The 20,040-nt window shown below is 71.2% G+C and carries 20 protein-coding genes; 9 read left to right on the top strand and 11 right to left on the bottom strand.

Annotated elements, in window-relative coordinates; genetic code table 11:
• Position 1: 1 nt before the first annotated feature.
• The 4 genes from ACH427_RS22305 to ACH427_RS22290 form a co-directional block, all read right to left on the bottom strand.
• A complete protein-coding gene (locus tag ACH427_RS22305; RefSeq protein WP_398871690.1) occupies positions 2–412 on the bottom strand; it encodes a Fur family transcriptional regulator in 411 nt (136 codons plus the stop codon).
• 202 nt (positions 413–614) lie between these two features.
• Positions 615–1,511, bottom strand: a complete 897-nt coding sequence (locus tag ACH427_RS22300; RefSeq protein ID WP_398871688.1) for a metal ABC transporter permease — start codon at positions 1,509–1,511, stop codon at positions 615–617.
• Positions 1,511–2,281, bottom strand: coding sequence for a metal ABC transporter ATP-binding protein (locus tag ACH427_RS22295; protein WP_398871777.1), 771 nt, complete (start codon positions 2,279–2,281; stop codon positions 1,511–1,513). The genes ACH427_RS22300 and ACH427_RS22295 overlap by 1 nt, the downstream gene beginning before the upstream one ends.
• A 14-nt stretch (positions 2,282–2,295) precedes the next feature.
• Positions 2,296–3,273 (bottom strand): metal ABC transporter substrate-binding protein, encoded by a 978-nt coding sequence (locus ACH427_RS22290; RefSeq protein ID WP_398871686.1) that lies wholly within the window; start codon positions 3,271–3,273, stop codon positions 2,296–2,298.
• 176 nt (positions 3,274–3,449) lie between these two features.
• Here ACH427_RS22290 and ACH427_RS22285 point away from each other — a divergent pair, with 176 nt between their 5' ends.
• Entirely contained in the window at positions 3,450–4,832 is a 1,383-nt protein-coding gene (locus tag ACH427_RS22285) for a glycine--tRNA ligase (protein WP_398871684.1), read from the top strand.
• A gap of 73 nt (positions 4,833–4,905) precedes the next feature.
• Here the strand turns inward: ACH427_RS22285 and ACH427_RS22280 are convergent, their stop codons facing one another.
• The gene (locus ACH427_RS22280; RefSeq protein WP_398871682.1) at positions 4,906–5,508 is read right to left on the bottom strand and encodes a Uma2 family endonuclease; all 603 of its coding nucleotides are present in this window, start codon (positions 5,506–5,508) and stop codon (positions 4,906–4,908) included.
• Positions 5,509–5,813: 305 nt separating this feature from the next.
• On the opposite strand from ACH427_RS22280, the gene ACH427_RS22275 reads away from it, so the two are divergent.
• The 4 genes from ACH427_RS22275 to ACH427_RS22260 all read left to right on the top strand — a co-directional run bounded on the left by ACH427_RS22275 (position 5,814) and on the right by ACH427_RS22260 (position 9,850).
• Positions 5,814–7,136, top strand: coding sequence for a M14 family zinc carboxypeptidase (locus ACH427_RS22275; RefSeq protein WP_398871680.1), 1,323 nt, complete (start codon positions 5,814–5,816; stop codon positions 7,134–7,136).
• A 128-nt stretch (positions 7,137–7,264) separates the two neighbouring features.
• On the top strand, positions 7,265–8,524 hold the full coding sequence (locus ACH427_RS22270) for a histidine kinase (protein ID WP_398871678.1): 1,260 nt from the start codon (positions 7,265–7,267) through the stop codon (positions 8,522–8,524).
• Positions 8,512–9,156, top strand: coding sequence for a response regulator (locus tag ACH427_RS22265; RefSeq protein ID WP_398871676.1), 645 nt, complete (start codon positions 8,512–8,514; stop codon positions 9,154–9,156). The genes ACH427_RS22270 and ACH427_RS22265 overlap by 13 nt, the downstream gene beginning before the upstream one ends.
• Before the next feature lie 31 nt (positions 9,157–9,187).
• Positions 9,188–9,850 carry an HAD family hydrolase gene (locus ACH427_RS22260; protein WP_398871674.1) on the top strand — a complete coding sequence of 221 codons (663 nt, stop codon included), beginning with the start codon at positions 9,188–9,190 and terminating at the stop codon, positions 9,848–9,850.
• Here the strand turns inward: ACH427_RS22260 and ACH427_RS22255 are convergent.
• Positions 9,831–11,108 (bottom strand): transcriptional regulator, encoded by a 1,278-nt coding sequence (locus ACH427_RS22255; RefSeq protein ID WP_398871672.1) that lies wholly within the window; start codon positions 11,106–11,108, stop codon positions 9,831–9,833. The two genes, ACH427_RS22260 and ACH427_RS22255, sit on opposite strands and share 20 nt — an antisense overlap.
• A gap of 187 nt (positions 11,109–11,295) precedes the next feature.
• On the opposite strand from ACH427_RS22255, the gene ACH427_RS22250 reads away from it, so the two are divergent.
• Together ACH427_RS22250 and ACH427_RS22245 are read left to right on the top strand one after the other, a co-directional pair.
• Complete coding sequence (locus ACH427_RS22250; protein ID WP_398871670.1) at positions 11,296–11,613, top strand: DUF6415 family natural product biosynthesis protein; 318 nt, start codon at positions 11,296–11,298, stop codon at positions 11,611–11,613.
• 11 nt (positions 11,614–11,624) lie between these two features.
• Positions 11,625–11,972 carry a hypothetical protein gene (locus tag ACH427_RS22245; RefSeq protein WP_398871668.1) on the top strand — a complete coding sequence of 116 codons (348 nt, stop codon included), beginning with the start codon at positions 11,625–11,627 and terminating at the stop codon, positions 11,970–11,972.
• A gap of 34 nt (positions 11,973–12,006) precedes the next feature.
• Here ACH427_RS22245 and ACH427_RS22240 read toward each other — a convergent pair whose 3' ends face one another.
• The 3 genes from ACH427_RS22240 to ACH427_RS22230 form a co-directional block, all read right to left on the bottom strand.
• A complete protein-coding gene (locus tag ACH427_RS22240; RefSeq protein ID WP_398871666.1) occupies positions 12,007–12,591 on the bottom strand; it encodes a TetR family transcriptional regulator in 585 nt (194 codons plus the stop codon).
• 64 nt (positions 12,592–12,655) lie between these two features.
• A complete protein-coding gene (locus ACH427_RS22235) occupies positions 12,656–13,660 on the bottom strand; it encodes an aldo/keto reductase (RefSeq protein WP_398871664.1) in 1,005 nt (334 codons plus the stop codon).
• A gap of 176 nt (positions 13,661–13,836) precedes the next feature.
• Positions 13,837–15,162, bottom strand: a complete 1,326-nt coding sequence (locus tag ACH427_RS22230; protein WP_398871775.1) for an MFS transporter — start codon at positions 15,160–15,162, stop codon at positions 13,837–13,839.
• 218 nt (positions 15,163–15,380) lie between these two features.
• Here ACH427_RS22230 and ACH427_RS22225 point away from each other — a divergent pair, with 218 nt between their 5' ends.
• Positions 15,381–16,295, top strand: coding sequence for a helix-turn-helix transcriptional regulator (locus tag ACH427_RS22225; RefSeq protein ID WP_398871662.1), 915 nt, complete (start codon positions 15,381–15,383; stop codon positions 16,293–16,295).
• A 579-nt stretch (positions 16,296–16,874) separates the two neighbouring features.
• On the opposite strand, the gene ACH427_RS22220 is transcribed toward ACH427_RS22225, so the two are convergent.
• Positions 16,875–17,306, bottom strand: coding sequence for a MarR family winged helix-turn-helix transcriptional regulator (locus ACH427_RS22220; RefSeq protein WP_398871660.1), 432 nt, complete (start codon positions 17,304–17,306; stop codon positions 16,875–16,877).
• Between the two features lie 7 nt (positions 17,307–17,313).
• On the bottom strand, positions 17,314–18,747 hold the full coding sequence (locus tag ACH427_RS22215; protein ID WP_398871658.1) for an MFS transporter: 1,434 nt from the start codon (positions 18,745–18,747) through the stop codon (positions 17,314–17,316).
• 85 nt (positions 18,748–18,832) lie between these two features.
• Between ACH427_RS22215 and dusB the strand changes: the two genes are divergently transcribed.
• Complete coding sequence (gene dusB / locus ACH427_RS22210; RefSeq protein WP_398871656.1) at positions 18,833–19,975, top strand: tRNA dihydrouridine synthase DusB; 1,143 nt, start codon at positions 18,833–18,835, stop codon at positions 19,973–19,975.
• Positions 19,976–20,040 lie beyond the last annotated feature (65 nt).

Genomic DNA, 20,040 nt, shown 5'->3' with positions numbered 1-20,040 from the left:
GTCAGCGCCGCTGGGCGCAGTCCCCGCAGGTGCCGAAGATCTCGATGGTGTGGGCGACGTCCTCGAAGCCGTGCTCGGCGGCGATGGAGTCCGCCCACTTCTCCACGGCGGGGCCCTCGACCTCGACCGCCTTGCCGCAGACCCGGCACACCAGGTGGTGGTGGTGCCCGCTGGAGCAGCGGCGGTAGACCGACTCGCCCTCGCTGGTGCGCAGCACGTCGACCTCGCCCGCGTCGGCGAGGGACTGCAGCGTGCGGTAGACGGTGGTCAGACCCACCGAGGCACCGCGGTGCTTGAGCATGTCGTGGAGCTCTTGAGCGCTACGGAACTCGTCCACCTCGTCGAGCGCGGCCGAGACCGCGGCCCGCTGCTTGGTGGACCGGCCGCGTACGGGGGGACCCGCGGTCGCCACAGTTGCCTCCAAAAGCTCGCCTGAACACCCATCCGCACGTGTCGCACGGCCAATTGTGCCAGCCCGCGGGACCGGGTGTGTAAGCCCCGAGACGCGTCTCGGGCCCTGTACGCCGGGCGCCGCGTGCCGTACGCGGGTGCGGGACCGGCGCGCGGGGCGTGTACGCCGGAGGGCGCGGGCCGGTCCCGGGGCGGGGCGTCCGTCAGACCCGCACGTCGTCGGCGGGCCGGCGGGCGTCGGGCACCGTGAGCGTGCAGCCGTCCTCGGCGGCCGCCGAGGCCTGCCGGGCGCGTTTCCTCGCGAGCGGGGTCGCGAGGACGGTCAGGGTGACGAAGACGCCGATGGCGAGCAGCACGATGGAGGCGCCCGAGGGCACGTTCACGTAGTACGACAGCGTGGTGCCGGAGACGGTCACCAGCACGCCGATGGCGATGGCCAGCGCGAAGGTCATCGCGAAGCTGCGGGCGATCTGCTGCGAGGCGGCGACGGGGATCACCATCAGGGCGCTGACGAGCAGCAGCCCGACGACGCGCATGGCGACGGTGACGGTGACCGCGGCGGTGACCGCGATCAGCAGGTTCAGCAGCCGCACGGGGAGGCCGGTGACGCGGGCGAACTCCTCGTCCTGGCAGATGGCGAAGAGCTGTCGGCGCAGGCCCAGCGTGGTGAGGATCACGAAGGCCGCCAGGACGCAGATCGCGACGATGTCCTGCTGCGAGACGGTGGTGATCGAGCCGAAGAGGTACGTCGTGAGGTTGGCGTTGGAGCCGCTGGAGGACAGGCTCATCAGCATCACGCCGCCGGCCATGCCGCCGTAGAAGAGCATGGCGAGCGCGATGTCGCCGCGGGCCTTGCCGGAGGAGCGGATCAGCTCCATCACCACGGCGCCGGCGACGCAGACGGCGGTGGCCGTCCACACCGGGCTGGTGTTGAGCAGGAAGCCGAGGCCGACGCCGGTGAGCGCCACGTGGCCGATGCCGTCGCCCATCAGCGCCTGGCGGCGCTGGACGAGGAAGGTGCCGATCGCGGGCGCGGTGAGGCCGACCACGAGGGCGGCGAGCAGGGCCCGCTGCATGAAGGCGAAGTCGAGGATGTCCATCAGGTCAGCAGCCCTGTCCGTATCGGTTCCGCTGCCGGGCCGGCGTGCGGGTGTACATGGTCGTGGCCGGGCAGCGCGTGCTGGCCCACGGCCTCCGGCGGCGGGCCGTCGTGGACGACGCAGCCGTCGCGGAGCACGACCGCGCGGTCGATGAGCGGCTCCAGGGGGCCGAGCTCGTGCAGGACGAGGAGGACCGTGGCGCCGCGCTCGACCTGGGCGCGCAGGGCGGCCGCGAGGACCTCCTGGCTGGCCAGGTCGACGCCCGCCATCGGCTCGTCCATGATCAGCAGCTCGGGCTCCACGGCCAGCGCGCGGGCGATCAGCACGCGCTGGTGCTGGCCGCCGGAGAGCGCGTCCACGGAGTCCTTGAGGCGGTCGGCCATGCCGACGAGCTCCAGGGCCCGCACGACGGCCTCGCGGTCCGCCTTGCGCATGATGCCGAGCCGGGTGCGGGCCAGCCGGCCCGCGGCGACGACCTCGCCGACGGTCGCGGGCACGCCGCCCGCGGCGGTGGTGCGCTGCGGTACGTAGCCGAGCCGGGCCCAGTCGCGGAAGTGGCGCCGCGGGGTGCCGAAGAGGTCGAGCTCGCCGCCGGTCAGCGGCACCTGGCCGACGATCACGCGGACGGCCGTGGACTTGCCGGAGCCGTTGGCGCCCAGCAGCGCCACGACCTCGCCGCGCTTCACGGTCAGGTCCACGCCGCGCAGCACCGGGCGCGAGCCCAGCGTGGCGGTCGCCCCGCGCAGGGATATGACGGGCTGCCCGTCCATGTCGCCTACCTCCGTCACTTGGTTCCCAGCGCCTTCTGCAGGGCTGCGAGGTTGGACTCCATGACGGCGAAGTAGTCGTCGCCCCTGGACTTGTCGGTGATGCCTTCGAGCGGGTCGAGGACGTCCGTCCTGACCCCGAGGTCCTTCGCCAGCGTCCGGGCCGTGGCCGGGTTGGCGATCGTCTCGAAGAAGACCGTGCTGACGTGGTGGTCCTTGGCCAGCTGGTGGAGGTCCTTCATCCGGGCGGCGCTGGGCTCGGACTCCGGGTCCAGGCCGCTGATGGCCTCCTCGGTGAGCCCGTAGCGCTCGGCGAGGTAGCCGAAGGCGGCGTGGGTGGTGATGAAGGTGTCGGAGGCGCGGTTCTTCAGGCCGTCGGCGAACTTCGTGTTCAGCCCGTCGAGCCTCTTGACCAGCGCGTCCGTGTTCTTCTGGAAGTCGGCCCGGTGCTCGGGGTCGGCCTCGGCGAGGGTCTTGTTCACGCCCTTGGCGACCTCGGCGTACTTCACCGGGTCCAGCCAGATGTGGGGGTCCTTGCCGGCCTCGGACTCCGAGTGGGAGTGGTTGTCGCCGGTGGAGTGGTGGTGGCCGTCGACCTCGGTGCCGTGTTCCTCCAGGGCGGTGAGGGAGGCCGCGTCGGCGACGTGCTTGTTCCCGGACTGCTTGATCGCGTCGTCCACGGCGGGCTGGAGGCCCTTGAGGTAGACGATGGCGCCCGCGTCGGAGAGGGAGCCGGTCTGCTTGGGCGTGAGCTCCAGGTCGTGCGGCTCGACGCCGGGCTTCGTCAGGTTCGTCACGCTGACGTGGTCGCCGCCTATCTCCTTGGCCAGGAACTCCAGGGGGTAGAAGGAGGCGATCACCTTCGTCCTGCCGTCCGCCGCCTTGCCCGCCGCGTCGGAGGAGGAGCACGCGGAGAGCGTGAGCAGCCCCAGGGCTGCGGTCGTGGCGACGGCGGCGGTGGTTATTCGGGGGGAGCGGAGGCGGCTTACGTTCATGACAGTCATTTTCAACAAAAGTGGAAACGATTGTCAACAACATGTTCGCAAAGGGGTCGCAACCGGGCCGCCCGGCCGATCGGGTCAAGCCAAGGCCAGAACCGATTTGATTAGGGGGGTGGCGGCGCCGGTAACCTGAAGCATTCGCTGTTCGTCGTCGCAATGAAGAGAGCACCGTGGCCGCCGACAAGATCGACACCATCGTCAGCCTGAGCAAGCGCCGTGGCTTTGTCTATCCGTGCAGTGAGATCTACGGCGGACAGCGTGCCGCCTGGGACTACGGACCGCTCGGCGTGGAGCTCAAGGAGAACATCAAGCGTCAGTGGTGGCGCTCCATGGTCACCTCGCGCGACGACGTGGTCGGTCTCGACTCGTCGGTGATCCTCGCCCGTGAGGTCTGGGAGGCGTCCGGCCACGTCGCCACCTTCTCCGACCCGCTGACCGAGTGCACCTCCTGCCACAAGCGCTACCGCGCGGACCACCTGGAGGAGGCGTACGAGGCCAAGCACGGCAAGCTGCCCGCGAACGGCCTCGCCGACATCAACTGCCCGAACTGCGGCAACAAGGGCCAGTTCACCGAGCCCAAGCAGTTCTCCGGCCTGCTCGCCACGCACCTCGGCCCGACGCAGGACACCGGCTCGGTGACCTACCTGCGCCCCGAGACCGCCCAGGGCATCTTCACCAACTTCGCCCAGGTGCAGACGACCTCGCGCAAGAAGCCCCCGTTCGGCATCGCCCAGACGGGCAAGTCCTTCCGCAACGAGATCACGCCGGGCAACTTCATCTTCCGCACGCGTGAGTTCGAGCAGATGGAGATGGAGTTCTTCGTCAAGCCGGGCGAGGACGAGCAGTGGCACGAGTACTGGATGCAGCAGCGCTGGGACTGGTACACCGGCCTCGGCATGCGCGAGGAGAACATGCGGTGGTACGAGCACGCCGCTGAGAAGCTCTCCCACTACTCCAAGCGCACCGTCGACATCGAGTACCGCTTCAACTTCGGCGGCTCGGAGTTCTCGGAGCTCGAGGGTGTGGCCAACCGCACCGACTTCGACCTCAAGGCCCACTCCGCGGGCTCCGGCCAGGACCTGTCGTACTTCGACCAGGAGGCCGGCGAGCGCTACTTCCCGTACGTCATCGAGCCGGCGGCCGGCCTCAACCGCGCCATGCTCGCCTTCATGCTCGACGCGTACAACGAGGACGAGGCGCCGAACGCGAAGGGCGTCATGGAGAAGCGCGTCGTGATGCGCCTCGACCCGCGCCTCGCGCCGGTCAAGGTCGCGGTCCTGCCGCTCTCCCGCAACCCGCAGCTCTCCCCGAAGGCCAAGGGCCTCGCGGCGGACCTGCGCAAGAACTGGAACATCGAGTTCGACGACGCGGGCGCGATCGGCCGCCGCTACCGCCGCCAGGACGAGATCGGCACGCCGTTCTGCGTCACCGTCGACTTCGACACGCTCGACGACAACGCCGTGACCGTGCGCGAGCGCGACACGATGAAGCAGGAGCGCGTCTCCCTCGACCAGATCGAGGGCTACCTGGGCTCGCGCCTGCTGGGCTGCTGACCCCTTTAGCCGAAACCCGAAGGCCCCGGTTCCCGCTTCGGCGGGGGCCGGGGCCTTCGGGTTTCAGGAGCGTTCAGTTCGCCCAGCCGGAGGTGTCCAGCTTGCAGTCGAACGGGGCGGGGACGTGGACCGCCCCTCCGAATTCGATCTGTGTGCGGGTGCGGTAGCCGTGGTCCGACGGCTCGGAGTACACGGTAACGGTGCCTGTCAGCATGTCGACGAGCACGTATACGGGCACACCGGCTTTGCCGTAGACCTCGACCTTTTCCACGCGGTCGGCGTCGGCTGTCGAGCCGGACGTCAGCTCGCCCACGAGGGACAGTGCGTCGCCAGGCCTGTAGATGCTGTCGGTCCGCAGGGCGCTGGAGTCTGCGACGTGGAAGTCAGGGCCGTAGGCGCGCGATTGTTCGGCGAACTTGTAGAGGCTGGGGTATGCCCGCGCCCGGTGGCCCTTGGGTACATGCGGACTCAGCTGGTCGACGAGTTCGTCGAGGATGAGGTCATAGAAAGCCCTGGACCACGGTGACACGACGATCTTCCCCCCGATGATCTCCGTGTAGTACCCGTCCGGAAGATCGGCGTCGATCTTCTCGAGAATCCTGCACAGCTCTTCGAAATCTGCTTCCGGGCCTTGGATCGTCAGCATGGGTGGTGGTGTCTCAACCATGACTGCCATGATGCGCCTCCTTCTCTGTGCAGGCGAACATGTGCTCAACGTAGCGATGTCTGTCGGTGACTGGGCTCGCCTCTTCGCGCATTCGTCCGATAGTGGTATCGACACCCCCTGGTCGAGCGCGAGTTCGACATTAATGGGCGTTCGGGAGGTGACGCTCCCTTCCGTTTGTGACATGGACACGGCATCATGCGCCTGCGGCCGCATGTCGGCCCCGCATCGGCAGCGGTCCCGTTCCGTCCCCACACGGAAAGGCCCACCCCATGTCCCGAAAACGCCTGGCAGGGTTAGCGGTCGGAGTGACGGTCATGGCCGCGGCGGCCATGCTCCCGCAGGCCACGACGGCCCTCGCCGGAGCCGCGCAGCGCGGATCCCACCACGACACCGACGTCGTCTATGAGGTCCCGGCGCACCACAAGCAGGACGCGCAGACCCTGATCGCCGCCGGGTACGACCTCCTGGAGCGCCGGCAGGGCGACCACCTCTTCGTCCTCGGCGACCGGAAGACCGGCGACGGGCTGCGCCGCCTCGGCTTCGCACCGACCGTCGTCCAGACCGTCAAAAGACCGGCATCCGGCAAGACGGCGGCCGGTGACACGTACGACGGCGGCTACCACACCGTCGGCGCGCACTACGCGCACCTGGACCAGCTCGCCGCCCAGCACCCGGACCTGGCGACGGTCGTCACGTACGGCAAGTCCTGGCTGAAGCAGACCGGTTCGGGCGGCAATGGCCTCAAGGCCGTCTGCGTCACCAAGATGAAACCCGGCGACTGCTCGCTCAGCCCGAACTCGGCCAAACCCCGCTTCTTCCTGATGAGCCAGATCCACGCCCGCGAGCTCACCACCGGTGAGATGTCCTGGCGCTGGACCGACGAGCTCACCGGGCAGTACGGCAAGGACCCGGACATCACCAAGCTCATGGACACCACCGAGATGTGGGTCGTGCCGATCGCCAACCCCGACGGTGTCGACATCGTCGCGAGTGGCGGCGACAACCCCGTATGGCAGCGCAAGAACGCCGACGACTCCCACGGCTCCTCCTGCGGCTGGAGCGGTCAGACAGGCGTCGACCTCAACCGCAACGCGGGCACCCACTGGGGCGGCCTCGGCACCTCCACCCAGCCCTGCAACGAGGTCTATCTCGGTCCCGCCGCCGACTCCGAGCCGGAGAACGCCGCGCTGGAGGGCCTCTTCCGGCAGCTCTACCCGGCCGTCCGCACCGGCACCGGCGACAGCGACCCCGCGCCCGCCGATGCCCGGGGCATGATGATCAGCCTCCACAGCGACGCCAGCATGGTCCTCTTCCCCTGGGAGTCCGACCACCGCGTGCACAGCGGCAACGACGCCGCGCTGCGCGCCCTCGCCGGTCGCATGGGCTCGATCACCGGCTATCAGTCCGGACAGGCGGGCGAGATCCTCTACGACGCCTCCGGCGGCACCGACGACTGGACGTACGACAAACTCGGGCTGGCCAGCTTCACCATCGAGATCGGTGACAGCGACGGCCGCGGCTGCGACGGGTTCACCCCGGCGTACTCCTGCCAGGACAGCTACTTCTGGCCGAAGATCGAGCCCGCCCTGAGGTACGCGGCGCAGCACGCGGCGGCGCCGTACCGCTCCGCGGACTGAGGTTCTCCGGGTCCGGACCTCTCGGCGGCGGGGCCCGGACCCGGGCGCGGCGGTGGCACTGGCTACACCCCCAAGTCGGGCGGCAGTGCCATAGTCCGGCCCTGACCTGCGGCCTTACCGTTTGGAGCATGCGAATTCCCCTCGTGCTCCGGACCCTGCTCAAGCCGTTCGACGGCGCGGGACGGGCTGCCGCCTTCCTGGCCGTCGGCACTCTCGTGCAGGTCGCCGCCCTGTTCGTCGTGGCGGTGCCGTGGCTGCCCGGGGGGCCGACGGAGATCTTCGCCGTGCTGGCCGCCGTGTTCGCCCCGCTGGCCGTGCTCGCCCTCGCCTCACCCGTGCTGACCGCGATCCAGGGCGCGCGCTTCCGCGGCCGGCTCGGCGTGGACATCCCCCGGCCGGTCGGGGTCCGGGGCGCCACCCGGGCGGAGCGTGCCAAGCGGTGGCTGCGCTCGCCGGCCGCCTGGCGCCAGGTGCGGTACCACCTGTTCGCCGGCCCGCTGATCGCGCTCGGCGGCACGCTCACCCTGCTCGCGTGGGCCGCCGCCGCGGCCGCCGCCACCGTCTACGCCTGGATGTGGGTCCTGCCGGTGGAGGTGCGCGTCGAGCACTTCGGCCTCACCACGCGGGCGGCGTATGTCACGGCCGCCGGGATCGCCGGGCTCTACGGCGCGGCCTGGCTCACCCGCGCCCTCGCCCGGCTCGACACCCGCGCCGCGCTGACCCGGCTCGGCCCCAGCCGCGAGGAACTCCTGCGGATCCGCGTCGCCGAGGTCACCGAGAGCCGCGCGGGCGTCGTCGACGCCGCGGACGCGGAACGCCGCCGCATCGAGCGCGACCTGCACGACGGCGCCCAGCAGCGCCTCGTCTCCCTCGCCGTCAACCTCGGCCTCGCCAAGGCCACGATGAAGGACCTGCCCGAGGACGCCCGCAAGGTCATCGAGGAGGCGCACCGCGAGGCCAAGGAGGCCATCACCGAACTGTCCGACCTCGTACGCGGTCTGCACCCCGCCGTCCTGGAGGACCGTGGCCTCGACGCCGCCCTCTCCGGCATCGCCGAGCGCGCGCCGCTGCCCGTACGCCTGCACGTCGACCTCGCCTCGCGGCCCGCGCCGACGATCGAGGCCGTCGCCTACTTCGTGGTCTCCGAGGCGCTCGCCAACGTCGTCAAGCACGCGCAGGCGTCCCGGGCGGATGTCACCGTCGAGCGGTTCGGGGGGATACTGCTCGTGGTCGTCTCCGACGACGGCGTGGGCGGAGCGGACTCTTCCGGTGGTACGGGGCTGGCCGGTCTGGCCAAGCGCGTCGCGTCGGTCGACGGCACGTTCTCGATCAGCAGCCCCACGGGGGGCCCGACCGTAGTGACTGTGGAGCTGCCGTGCGCGCCGTGATCGCCGAGGATTCCGTCCTGCTCAGGATCGGCCTGGTGCGGGTCCTGGAGACGGCCGGATTCGACGTGGTCGCGGAAGTGGGCGACGCGGAAGCGGTGTTGGCGGCGGTGGAGGAGCACCGCCCCGGCCTGGTCGTCCTCGACGTCCGCATGCCGCCCGGCTTCACGGACGAGGGCGTGCGCGCCGCCCTCGTCATCCGCCGGCAGTGGCCGGACACGGCGGTGCTGCTGCTCTCGCAGTACGTGGAGGAGCGGTACGCCGCCGATCTGCTCTCCGGCGACACGCGGGGCGTCGGCTACCTCCTGAAGGAACGCGTCGCCGACGTCGAGGAGTTCATCGACGCCCTGCGCCGCGTGGCCTCCGGCGGCACGGCGCTCGACCCCCAGGTGGTCTCCCAGCTCCTGCTCCGCCGCCACAGCGACCCCCTGGACCGCCTGACCCCGCGCGAACGCGAGGTCCTGGAGTCGATGGCCTCCGGCCGCTCGAACGCGGGCATCGCGGAGGCGCTCTGCGTGAGCGAGTCCGCTGTGGCGAAGCACATCAATTCGATCCTGTCGAAGCTGGATCTGCCGAAGGCGGACGCGGATCATCGGCGGGTGCTGGCGGTTCTGCGGTTCTTGGGGGTGGGGTAGGGGAGGGGCCGGGTTGCTCTAGTCTGCCGTCATGATTCGCGCAGTGGTGTTCGATGTCGGCGAGTGCCTCGTGGACGAGACCCGCGAGTACGGGACTTGGGCCGATTGGCTGGGAGTGCCGCGGCACACCTTCGCCGCGATGTTCGGTGCGGTGATCGCGCAGGGTCGCGACTACCGCGAGACCTTCCAGGAGTTCCGGCCGGGTTTCGACCTCGGCGAGCAGCGCGCGGCGCGCGCGGCGGCCGGGCAGCCGGAATGGTTCGGCGAGGAGGACCTGTACCCGGACGTGCGGCCCGCTCTGCGGGAGCTCCGGGAGGCGGGACTGTGGCTGGGCATCGCCGGAAACCAGACCGTCCGGGCCGGTGGTCTGCTCCGCGAGCTGTTCACCGGCGACGTGGACCTCATCGGGATCAGCGACGACTGGGGTGCGTCCAAGCCGGACCCGGAGTTCTTCGTGCGGGTCGCCGAGGCCGTGCCGTTCCGGCCGGAAGAGATCCTCTACGTCGGCGACCGCGTCGACAACGACATCAGGCCCGCGGCCTCCGCGCGCATGCGTACGGCCCTCGTCCGGCGCGGCCCGTGGGCGACGATCCAGTGGCGGACGCCGGATGCGCTGAGCGTTCCCACGTTCCGGGTCGAGAGGCTCACGGAACTCGTGGAACGCGTGGCGAAGTTCAACGCCGAAGCGCGCTGACGGTCGTACCCCAGGAGTACAGCCGGTCGTCGAGGCCCCGCACGCACGGCTCGTGCTGCCAGGCCGCGAGCGACCGGCGTACGTCCCGTACCCGGTCCATGCCCGTCGCGTACCAGGTTGCTCCGAGCTGTTCGAGGGCTTGGCAGGCGTAGGCGCACGCCTTCTCCGGGTCGCCTGCGGCTGCCTCGACTGCCGCGAGGTCGCCGAGGATCACCGTGCGCTGCTTGGCGGATTCGGCAGGCAGCTGATCGAGCGCCGATCGCAGGGTCTCTCGGGCCTGCGGAAGATGCCCTGCCTTCAGCTGGGTATTGCCCTTGAACGCGGCGAGTCGTGTCACGTCGAACCAGTCCATCCATGGCGGTGACGCGCCCTCGGATCCGTCCGCCAGCACATCCTCGCCGTGCCTGATCAAGTGGAGCGCTGTGCGCAGGTTGCCGCACCGCGTTTCGCATTCCGCCTCGACGGCGTCCAGCCATGCCCAGAACTCAGCCGACGCCGGGCCGCGACGGGCGTAAGTGCGAGCGGCTACGAGGCGCTCGATCGCGTCGTCTCTACGCCCGGCCCAGCCGGGAATGAACGCGGTGTGCGCGAGGATGGCGCTGCCCAGGAGGGAATCGTCCGCCTCGCCCGCGGCTTGCAGCGCACGCAGCAGCGTCTCGCCTGCCTGATCCGCTTGCCTCAGGTCGAAGAACTCGATACGCCCTGCGAGTAGGTAGCTCTCCGCGAGGGATGCCGCGACAACGGCTCGGCATCCGCCGACTGTCTCCGGGAGAAGCGCGCACCCCAGACGGGCGTGGCCGAGCACCGCCGGGTGCAGGGTGGCCGGGGCCACCGACCAGTACAGGCGTCGGTGTGCCCGGGTGACATCGGCGAAGTCCTGGCCGACGCTGGCCGGGTGGAGGCAGTTCGTCGCTCTGGAGGGTATGGGTGTCAAGGCCGCCGCAGCCGTACCGCCGTTGACGGGGTCGAGGAACATGGGGTCCGGCGGCCGGGTTTCGGACTGCCCCCACGGCGGGGTGAAGCCCAGCTCCTCCAGAGGCTGACGGAGCAGATGCGCGAGGACGCGGCCGACGTCCGGGTGAGGCCAGGGCGGGGCGGCTGATTCCCAGCGCCGCACCTGACGCACACCTGCCGTCACACCTCGCATCCCCAGCTTGGGCGCGGCCCGGCCGATGGCATCCGCCAGCGCCTGCTGCGACGCGAAACCGGCAGCCACTCGCGCTGATTTCAACCGGACGTTCCCAGGTGCTCGTGACACGGACCCTCCAGACGTAGCCGTCGTCCCCAAGTTACGTCTCGGCAGGGCCTGATGAGGTCACCCACTCGGGTCTATCGACGTCCCCTGGGGGTCCCCTCGGCGTCCTCCAAGAGTCCTCGAATCGGACCGGCTCGAACGAGAGGCTCTCACCAAGGCTGACTACCCACCATCAACGGCGAGGACCCCCATGCCCGACCTCATCGACGCCGCCCAAATCAACCGCACCATCGACCGGGCCCTCACAACTCCCGTGCTGCCGACGCACACAGAGCTCAAGGAGCTGGAGCAGGCGCTGCGCCGTCATATCCACGCCCTGCTGCCCGTCATCGACGCGCAGACCACCCGCATGAACCCCGGGAGCAAGGAGTGGGCCATGCGAAGGTTCACGCTCGCCCGCGCCCGCGCCGTGCTCCTCGACGGGCCCGGCGCCGGGCTGCGGTCCGCCGCCGAGCACGTGGACAGCCTCGCCCACGTCTGCCGGGCCCTGCTCGGCCAGAGCCTGTGAGCACCCGGCCCATGGAACCGCCTGCCGGTGACCTGTTCCCGAGGCCCGCCCCCACCTGCCCCGCGCTGCGGGCCGCTCCCGCCCGCGTCGTGCCCGACCGCCTTCCCGGATTCCGGGCGGACCGCGACACAGCGTTCACCAGGGCCACGGAAACCGGCGCGTCCGGCCCGGTCAAGGACTTCCAGCTGAAGTGGGCGACGGTCATCGAGATCGAGCGTCGCCCCCCGCTCGTACACCGCATGCGCGAGGCGCGGCGACGCCTTCACACGCTCGACCGCGTCGACCCCGGCCGGCGTGCCGCGATGGGCGAGTTCCTGGCCGTTCACGATGAAGCCCGGGCGGCGTCGGGCGGCCGCTGACCGGCGGCATCCGCCGCCCGCGCGGCGGGCCCGCTCAAGCCGGGCGCAACCCCCGCAGCACCAGGTCGCATACCGCCTCGAACGCCGCGTCGATCTCCGGGCGGGACCACTCCTGCGCGTACGCCGGGTCGTGGAAGCGGTTCGTCGCGTCCCAGACCGCCCGGGCGGTGGGGGCCGGGTCGACGGTGGCGAACGCGCCGGTCGCCGTGCCGTCGGCGATGATGCGGGCGAGCTGCTCGATCATCGTCTCGATGTGGCGGTCGACGACGGCGCTGTTCTCACCGACGAGGACCATGTACGTGGCGAAGAGCTCGGGGTCGTCGCCCGCCTTGTGGCGCTTGGCGGTGAAGAGGGCGGCGAGCCACTGGCGCAGGCGCGGCTCGGCGGGGCCCTCCGCGTCGGCGAAGGCGGAGAGCGCGGTGTGCGACTGGTCGAGCCAGCGCTGGGTGACCGCCTCGCGGAGGGCGGCCTTGCTGCCGAAGTGGCGGTAGACGCTGCCGTGACTGACGCCCAGGGCCCGCGCCACGTCGACCACGGTGGCCTTGGCCGGGCCGTAGCGGCGCAGCACGTCCTCGGTGGTCTCGAGGATGCGGGCGGGGGTCAGGGTCTCGGGCGGCATCGGGGCGTACGGCCTTTCCGTGAGGAGCGGGGGCGCGGGGAGCCCCCGTAGTGACCGTACCCGCTCACTTCTCGCTGTCGAGATGGGCCATCTGGTCCGTGGGGTAGCGGTCGCCCGCGGCCGCGCCGGCCGGGACGGCCCGCTCGATGGCGGCGAGGTCGGCCTCCTCCAGCTTGACGTCGAGCGCGCCCAGCGCCTCCGTGAGGCGGTCGCGGCGGCGGGCGCCGACGAGGGGGACGATGTCCTCGCCGCGCGAGAGGACCCAGGCGATGGCGGTCTGGGCGACGGTGGCGCCCTTGGCCTCGGCGACCTCGCGGAGCGCGTCGACGAGGTCCAGGTTGTGCTGGAGGTTCTCGCCCTGGAAGCGCGGGCTCATGCCGCGGAAGTCGTTCGGGGCGAGCTGCCGGTCGCGGGTGAAGTGGCCGCTGATCAGGCCGCGCGAGAGCACGCCGTACGCGGTGACGCCGATGCCCAGCTCGCGGAGGGTGGGCAGGATGTCGTCCTCGATGCCGCGCGAGATCAGGGAGTACTCGATCTGGAGGTCGGAGATCGGGGCGACGGCGGCGGCCCGGCGGATGGTCTCGGAGTTCACCTCGGAGAGGCCGATGTGCCGGACGTGCCCGGCCTCGACGAGCTCCGCGATGGCGCCGACCGTCTCCTCGATGGGGACGTTCGGGTCGAGGCGGGCGAGGCGGTAGATGTCGATGTGGTCGGTGCCGAGGCGCTGGAGCGAGTAGGCGGCGAAGTTCTTCACGGCGTTCGGGCTGCCGTCGACCCCGGTGAAGCCGCCCTCGACGGTGCGCAGGGCGCCGAACTTGACGCTGGTGAGGGCGCGTTCGCGGGTGCCCGCGGGGGCGGTGCGCAGCGCTTCGTTGATGAGCAGTTCGTTGTGGCCCATGCCGTAGAAGTCGCCGGTGTCGATCAGTGTGACGCCCGCGTCGAGGGCGGCGTGGATCGTGGCGATCGACTCGGCGCGGTCGGCCTCGCCGTAGAGGGCGGACATGCCCATCGCGCCGAGACCGAGAGCGGATACCTGGGGGCCGGTGGTGCCGAGGGTGCGGTGCTGCACGGGGACTCCTTCGTGGGGGCTGGGGAGTGCCTCCTCGCGGCCGGCTCCCGGGAGGGGCCGCCCGGCGAGGGGCACACCAGAAGAGTGACACATGGACTGACAGATTTCAATATCTGTCAGTCCATCCATCCTCTTCGCCCCTCGACTCCGGGCCCGAAGGCGCCCCAGGGGCGATTTCAGGCCATCGTGCGCGGGAGCCGCAGACTCAGCGCGACCGACACGGCCACTGCCACCAGTTGCACCGCCAAGGTCACCGCCAGCGCCTCCCGCATCCCCGCCGACGGGGCCAGCGAGAGGAAGAGCGACCCCAGCGTGGCCACGCCCAGCGCCATGAACGACTGCTGCGTGGTCACCATGACCCCGCCGCCGACGCCCGCCTGTGCCACCGGCACCTCGCTCAGCACGACCCGCAGCGTCAGCGGAAGGAGCAGCCCCTGCCCCAGCCCCTGCACGGCCAGCGCGGGTGCCAGGCCCCACGCGCCCAGACCGTCCCAGCCCCAGTAGAAGGTCGCGGCTACCGCCAGCACGCCGACGGCCTGGATCAGCGTCCCGGCGGCGATCACCCGGCCGCCGTACCGCGCCGCCAGCCGCGGCCCGAGCAGCGAACCGGCGAAGAACGTCACGCACAGCGGCAGCAGTGCCAGCCCCGCGGCCAGCGGCCCCAGCCGCAGTCCCTCCTGCAGGGCCACCGCGATGACGAACATGTAGCCGCCCCAGCCGAGCGAGAAGGGCACCAGCAGGGCCAGCCCGCCGCGCACCGAACGGATCCGCAGCAGCGACGGCGGCACCAGCGGCGTCCGCCCGGCCGCCTCCTCGCGCCGCTCCACCAGCACGAACGCCACCGCGGCCACCGGGAAGACGGCCAGCAGCACCCACGACCACACCGGCCAGCCCGCCGCCCGGCCCTCCGTCAGCGGCAGCAGCAGCGACACCAGCGTCAGCGACAGCAGCACCGTGCCGCGCCCGTCCACCCGCGTCGGGTGCTCCGAACGCGTCTCCGGCACCGTACGCACCGCCAGCAGCAGCGCGGCCACCGCGACCGGCGCGTTCACCAGGAAGATCGACCGCCAGCCGGTGCCCGCGACATCGAAGGACACCAGCACGCCGCCGAGCACCTGGCCGACCGCGCTGGCGACCCCGGCCGTACCGCCGTACAGGCTCAGGGCCCGCGCGCGGTGCTTGCCGTGCGTCGTGGCCTGGATCGTCGCGAGCACCTGAGGCAGCATCAGCGCGGACGCGGCGCCCTGCGCGACCCGGGCCGCGACCAGCGTCCAGGCGTCCGGGGCCAGCCCACAGGCCACGGACGTCACCCCGAAGGCGGCCGTACCCCACAGGAACAGCCGCCGCCGGCCGACCATGTCGCCCAGCCGGCCGCCGAGCACGAGCAGGACGGCGTACGCGACGCCGTAGCCGCCCACGACCATCTCCAGCAGCGCCGGGCCCGCGTGCAGATCGCGGTCGATGGTGGGGAGGGCGACATTGACGATGAAGAAGTCGACCATCGGCAGGGCCGCGCCGACGAGCACGGTGAAGAGCCCCAAGGGGCTGAGGGCAGGGGTCGGTTCAGTGGTGACGGCCGTGGCCGCCGGGGCGATCGGGGATATTCGGGTTTGGCTCACACAGGAGACGATGCCGACTCACTCAGGCGGGTACCAGAGTCTCCCTATCCTGGTACCAGGACTACCTGCCAACCGGCTCGCGGGTCCGGCATCCTGGAGCCATGACCACGATGGTGCACGAGCGACGGCCTGCCGGCCCGACAGTTCCGGCGGTCCCTGCCGCCGCCCCCGCCCCCGCCCCCGCCCCGGCCTCGGCCGATGACGTACGACGCGGCGAGCTCGCCGCCTTCCTGCGCAGCCGCCGCGAGCGCATCACCCCCGAACAGGCGGGCCTCCCGCGCGGGCCCCGCCGCCGCACCCCCGGCCTGCGCCGCGAGGAGGTCGCCCACCTCGCCGCCGTCGGCGTCACCTGGTACACATGGCTGGAGCAGGCCCGCGACATCAAGGTCTCCGCGCAGGTGCTCGACGCCATCGCCGACGCGCTCATGCTCGACCGCGGCGAGCGCGGCCACCTCTTCGCCCTCGCCAACTCCGTCGATCCGCGGCCGGACACGGAGTGCGCCGGGGTCCCGGCCGCGCTGCGCCTGATGCTCGATCAGCTGGAGCCGTTCCCCGCCTGCGTCCAGAACGCGCGCTACGACATCCTCGCCTACAACCGCCCCTACGGCCGGCTGATGTGCGACCTCGACGCCCTCCCCCGGGAGGAGCGCAACTGCATGTGGCTCGCCTTCATGAACCCCGACTGGTGCGCCAGCCTCGTCGACCGCGAGGAGGCGGTCCGCATCATGGCCGCCAAGTTCCGCGCGTCGATGGCCGAACACCTCGCGGATCCCGCCTGGAAGTGCCTCCTCCGGCGGCTCCAGGAAGGCTCGGCGGAGTTCCGCGAGATCTGGGAACGGCATGAGGTGGTCCGCTTCGCGTCCCGCACGAAGGCGTTCCGGCAGTCCCGGGTGGGGTTGCTGCGGCTGGACTACACGGCGCTTTGGCTGGGGCCCAATGCGGGGTCGAAGCTTCTTACTTATACGCCGGCGGATGAGGAGTCTCGGGAGAGGTTGGAGCTTTTGCGTTCGCTGTAGGGGGTTGTCGGGTGCGGGTTGTTTGTGGTGGGGGTTCGGGTGGCCTCAAGCGCCGGCCGGGCTTGGGGTTGGTGGGGTTCGCCATTGTCTGGTGCGGGTCTGTTGCCGCCTGCGGCGGGAGCGCCCTGCGGGCGCGGCCTCAAGCGCCGGCCGGGCTTGGTTTGTGGTGGGTGCCGGGTGTGGGTCTTCCGGGCTGGGGACCTGGAACGCGGTGCGGGTGCCCTTTTGCGTTCTGAGTGCCGTGACGTCGCACCGCGTTCCAGAACCCCACCCTCCAGCCCCACCCCCTCCCGCCGGAGGGTACGTAAGGGCCGGTGGGGGCGCCGGTCTTTTCGTTTCAGCCCGCCTCGGGTGCTCGTGCCGCCCCGGGTACGCCTGTCGTTTCTTTCAGCCCGTCCGGCGTTTGAGGACAACGCGCGAAGCGTGTTGCGGGGTCTGGGGCGCGGCCCCAGTTCCGGGGCGCGCAGCGTTGTGGAGGGCTGGGGGCTCGCCCCCAGGTTTCGGGAAGGGGCGGGTAGGGGAAAAGCGCCGCGGGGCCCGGGGTACGCGCCCCAGTTCGGGAAGCGGCGGGGCAGGCCGTCAGCTCCCCGCCGCCAAGCGGGACGCGATCCGGTCCAGGACAGCAAGATCCTCCGGCGGCAGCGCGAGCAGTGCCGCCGGCGGCGAACCCAGAATGCGATTCGCCCGCTCCGCGGCCTCGCCGCCGGCTGCCGTCACGGAGACGATCTTCGACCGCCGGTCCGCGGGATTCGGCGTCCGTTCGACCAGACCCCGCCGCTCCAGATCGTCCACGACCAGCGTCGTGTAGGGCCGGTCGGTGAGCAGTTGGTCGGCGAGCTCCCGGAGGGTCATCGGGCCCTGGGCGATCCGGCGCAGCGCCTTGACGCGGAAGAAGCTCATGCCGAGCGCCTCGACGACCTCCTTGCGCCGCTCGTTGCCGCCCAGGACGACCTCCCGGAGGTTCCCCCAGGCGCGCTCCGCGGTCCGCGTGGTGTGCTCGTGCGTGGTCATGGTGTCGTCACCGGGATCCTGATCTCGTGGGGAGCGAGTCGGCGGCCGGGTGCGTGCCGCCCGCGCCGAGGCGGGTGGCGGCGCGCTCGGCGGTGCGGCGGGCCCGGCGGCCGGTGGTGATCGTACCCAGCAGCAGGACGGCGAGGCCGCACCCGGCGATGATCCACCAGCCCGTGAGCTGGAGCCCGGCGGCGACGGCCGCGCCGATCACGGCGACGCCGAGCGACTGGCCGACCTGCCGGCTGGTCGAGACGATCGCGGCGGCGACCCCGGCGCGCGAGCGCGGCATGCCGGAGACCGCGGTGTTGGTGATGGGGGCGTTGACCAGGCCGAAGCCGATGCCGAAGAGGACGTACGCGGTGAACAGCGCCGCGTCCGTCGAGCGCGCGTCGAAGGCGGCGAACATCAGGCCGCTGGCCGTCATCGCCGTACCGCCCAGGACGAGCGGCAGCCGGGGCCCGCGCACGCCGACCAGGCGGCCCGAGAGCGGGGCGCAGACCAGGGTCATGGCGGCCATCGGCAGCATGAAGAGCCCGGCGTGCAGGGCGGAGAGCCCGCGCTCGTTCTGGAGGTAGAGGGTGTTGAGGAAGAGGAAGCCGCCGAGCGCGGCGAAGGCGCTCACGCCGATCGCGGTGGCCCCGCTGAAGGGGACGCTGCGGAAGAACCCCAGCTCGACGAGCGGTTCGTGGCGCCGCCTCTCGTAGGTCAGCAGTCCGGCGAGCGAGCCGAGGGCGAGCGCGAAGCAGCCCAGGATCAGCGGCGAGGTCCAGCCCGCGGCGGCGCCCTCGATGATGCCGTAGGTCACGGAGCCGAGCAGCGCGATCACCAGCAGCTGGCCGACCGGGTCGGGCCTGCGCGGTTTCGGGGCGCGGGACTCGGGGACGAAGCGGGCGGTCATCACCAGGGCGAGCAGCCCGACCGGCAGGTTGATCCAGAAGATCGAGCGCCAGCCGACGGTCTGGACGAGCGCGCCGCCGACGATGGGACCGGCGGCCATGCTGATGCCGACGACACCGCCCCAGACGCCGATCGCGCGGGCCCGCTCCTTGGGGTCGGTGAAGGTGTTGGTGATGATCGACATCGCGACCGGGTTGAGCATCGAGCCGCCGACGGCCTGGAGCATCCGGAAGGCGATCAGCCAGCCGAGCCCGGGCGCGAGGCTGCAGAGCACGGATCCGGCGGTGAAGAGCGTCAGACCGGTCTGGAATATCCGTCTGCGCCCGATCCGGTCGGCGGTCGAGCCGCCCAGCATCAGCAGCGAGGCCAGCACGAGCGTGTAGGCGTCGATCGTCCACTGGAGGCCGGAGACCGAGGCGTGCAGCTCCTTCTGCATCGACGGCAGCGCCACGTTGAGGATCGTGTTGTCGAGGCTGACGATCAGCAGGCTCGTACAGCAGATCGCCAGGACGAGCAGCCGTCGGCGGCGGGACAACTCAGGCATGCGGAGCACCTCTGACAGTTGTATTCGTCTAATTATTTAAAGACTACAACTAAACCGGGTGGATGGGTACGCGACAATGGACGACATGACGAACGACGCCGCCACGCCCCTCCAGATCGGCCCGCACACCGTGTGGCCGCCGGTGGTGCTCGCCCCCATGGCGGGAATCACCAACGCGCCCTTCCGCACGCTGTGCCGTGAGTTCTCCGGCGGCAAGGGGCTCTTCGTCAGCGAGATGATCACCACCCGGGCCCTGGTCGAGCGGGACGCCAAGACCATGCGCCTGATCCACTTCGACGGCACCGAGAAGCCGCGCTCCATCCAGCTCTACGGCGTGGACCCGGACACCGTCGGCAAGGCCGTCCGCATGATCGTGGACGAGGACCTCGCCGACCACGTCGACCTCAACTTCGGCTGCCCGGTCCCCAAGATCACCCGCAAGGGCGGCGGCTCCGCGCTCCCGTACAAGCGCAATCTGCTGCGCTCGATCCTGCGGGAGGCCGTCGGCAACGCCGGCTCCCTGCCGGTCACGATGAAGATGCGCAAGGGCATCGACGACGACCACATGACCTACCTCGACGCCGGGCGGATCGCCGTCGAGGAGGGCGTCACGGCCATCGCGCTGCACGGCCGCACCGCGGCCCAGCACTACGGCGGCACGGCCGACTGGGACGCCATCGCGCGGCTGAAGGAGTCCGTCCCCGAGATCCCGGTGCTCGGCAACGGCGACATCTGGTCGGCGGACGACGCCGTGCGGATGATGCGCGAGACCGGCTGTGACGGCGTCGTGGTCGGCCGCGGCTGCCTCGGCCGGCCCTGGCTCTTCGGCGACCTGGTGGCCGCCTTCGAGGGCGGCGGCGCGCCCGCGGCGCCGGTCTTCAAGGAGGTCGCCCGCGTCATGGTGCGCCACGCGGAGCTGCTGGGGGAGTGGCTGGAGAGCGAGGAGCGCGGTGTCATCGACTTCCGCAAGCACGTCGCCTGGTACACCAAGGGCTTCTCGGTCGGCTCCGACCTGCGCAAGAAGCTGGCCGTCTCCTCCTCCCTGGATGAGCTGGCCGCTCTTCTGAGCGAGGTCGACGGCGACCAGACCTGGCCCCTGGGCGCGGACGGCCCGCGCGGCCGTACGTCCGGGCGCAACCGGGTCGTGCTGCCCGACGGGTGGCTGGACGACCCGTACGACTGCGCCGTCGTGGGCGCCGAGGCGGAGCTGGACACCTCCGGAGGCTGAGCCGACCACACCTCGCGGGCGCGAGAGGAGGGGCCGGGATTCAGTCAGGTCGGGGCGTGATTCTC

The organism is Streptomyces sp. NPDC020379, assembly GCF_044387105.1.
Lineage (GTDB): Bacteria > Actinomycetota > Actinomycetes > Streptomycetales > Streptomycetaceae > Streptomyces.
The sequence above is the reverse complement of the archived record's forward strand: the minus strand, read 5'-3'. Positions and strand labels throughout refer to the sequence as shown.

What these genes read in the sequence shown, in the direction of transcription:
- ACH427_RS22215 (WP_398871658.1), bottom strand. Translation starts at nt 18,747, where the DNA reads ATGCCTGAGTTGTCCCGCCGCCGACGGCTGCTCGTCCTGGCGATCTGC.
- ACH427_RS22290 (WP_398871686.1), bottom strand. Translation starts at nt 3,273, where the DNA reads ATGAACGTAAGCCGCCTCCGCTCCCCCCGAATAACCACCGCCGCCGTC.
- ACH427_RS22270 (WP_398871678.1), top strand. Translation starts at nt 7,265, where the DNA reads ATGCGAATTCCCCTCGTGCTCCGGACCCTGCTCAAGCCGTTCGACGGC.
- ACH427_RS22280 (WP_398871682.1), bottom strand. Translation starts at nt 5,508, where the DNA reads ATGGCAGTCATGGTTGAGACACCACCACCCATGCTGACGATCCAAGGC.
- ACH427_RS22295 (WP_398871777.1), bottom strand. Translation starts at nt 2,281, where the DNA reads ATGGACGGGCAGCCCGTCATATCCCTGCGCGGGGCGACCGCCACGCTG.
- ACH427_RS22245 (WP_398871668.1), top strand. Translation starts at nt 11,625, where the DNA reads ATGGAACCGCCTGCCGGTGACCTGTTCCCGAGGCCCGCCCCCACCTGC.
- ACH427_RS22260 (WP_398871674.1), top strand. Translation starts at nt 9,188, where the DNA reads ATGATTCGCGCAGTGGTGTTCGATGTCGGCGAGTGCCTCGTGGACGAG.
- dusB (WP_398871656.1), top strand. Translation starts at nt 18,833, where the DNA reads ATGACGAACGACGCCGCCACGCCCCTCCAGATCGGCCCGCACACCGTG.
- ACH427_RS22225 (WP_398871662.1), top strand. Translation starts at nt 15,381, where the DNA reads ATGACCACGATGGTGCACGAGCGACGGCCTGCCGGCCCGACAGTTCCG.
- ACH427_RS22240 (WP_398871666.1), bottom strand. Translation starts at nt 12,591, where the DNA reads ATGCCGCCCGAGACCCTGACCCCCGCCCGCATCCTCGAGACCACCGAG.
- ACH427_RS22250 (WP_398871670.1), top strand. Translation starts at nt 11,296, where the DNA reads ATGCCCGACCTCATCGACGCCGCCCAAATCAACCGCACCATCGACCGG.
- ACH427_RS22300 (WP_398871688.1), bottom strand. Translation starts at nt 1,511, where the DNA reads ATGGACATCCTCGACTTCGCCTTCATGCAGCGGGCCCTGCTCGCCGCC.
- ACH427_RS22220 (WP_398871660.1), bottom strand. Translation starts at nt 17,306, where the DNA reads ATGACCACGCACGAGCACACCACGCGGACCGCGGAGCGCGCCTGGGGG.
- ACH427_RS22275 (WP_398871680.1), top strand. Translation starts at nt 5,814, where the DNA reads ATGGCCGCGGCGGCCATGCTCCCGCAGGCCACGACGGCCCTCGCCGGA.
- ACH427_RS22230 (WP_398871775.1), bottom strand. Translation starts at nt 15,162, where the DNA reads ATGGTCGACTTCTTCATCGTCAATGTCGCCCTCCCCACCATCGACCGC.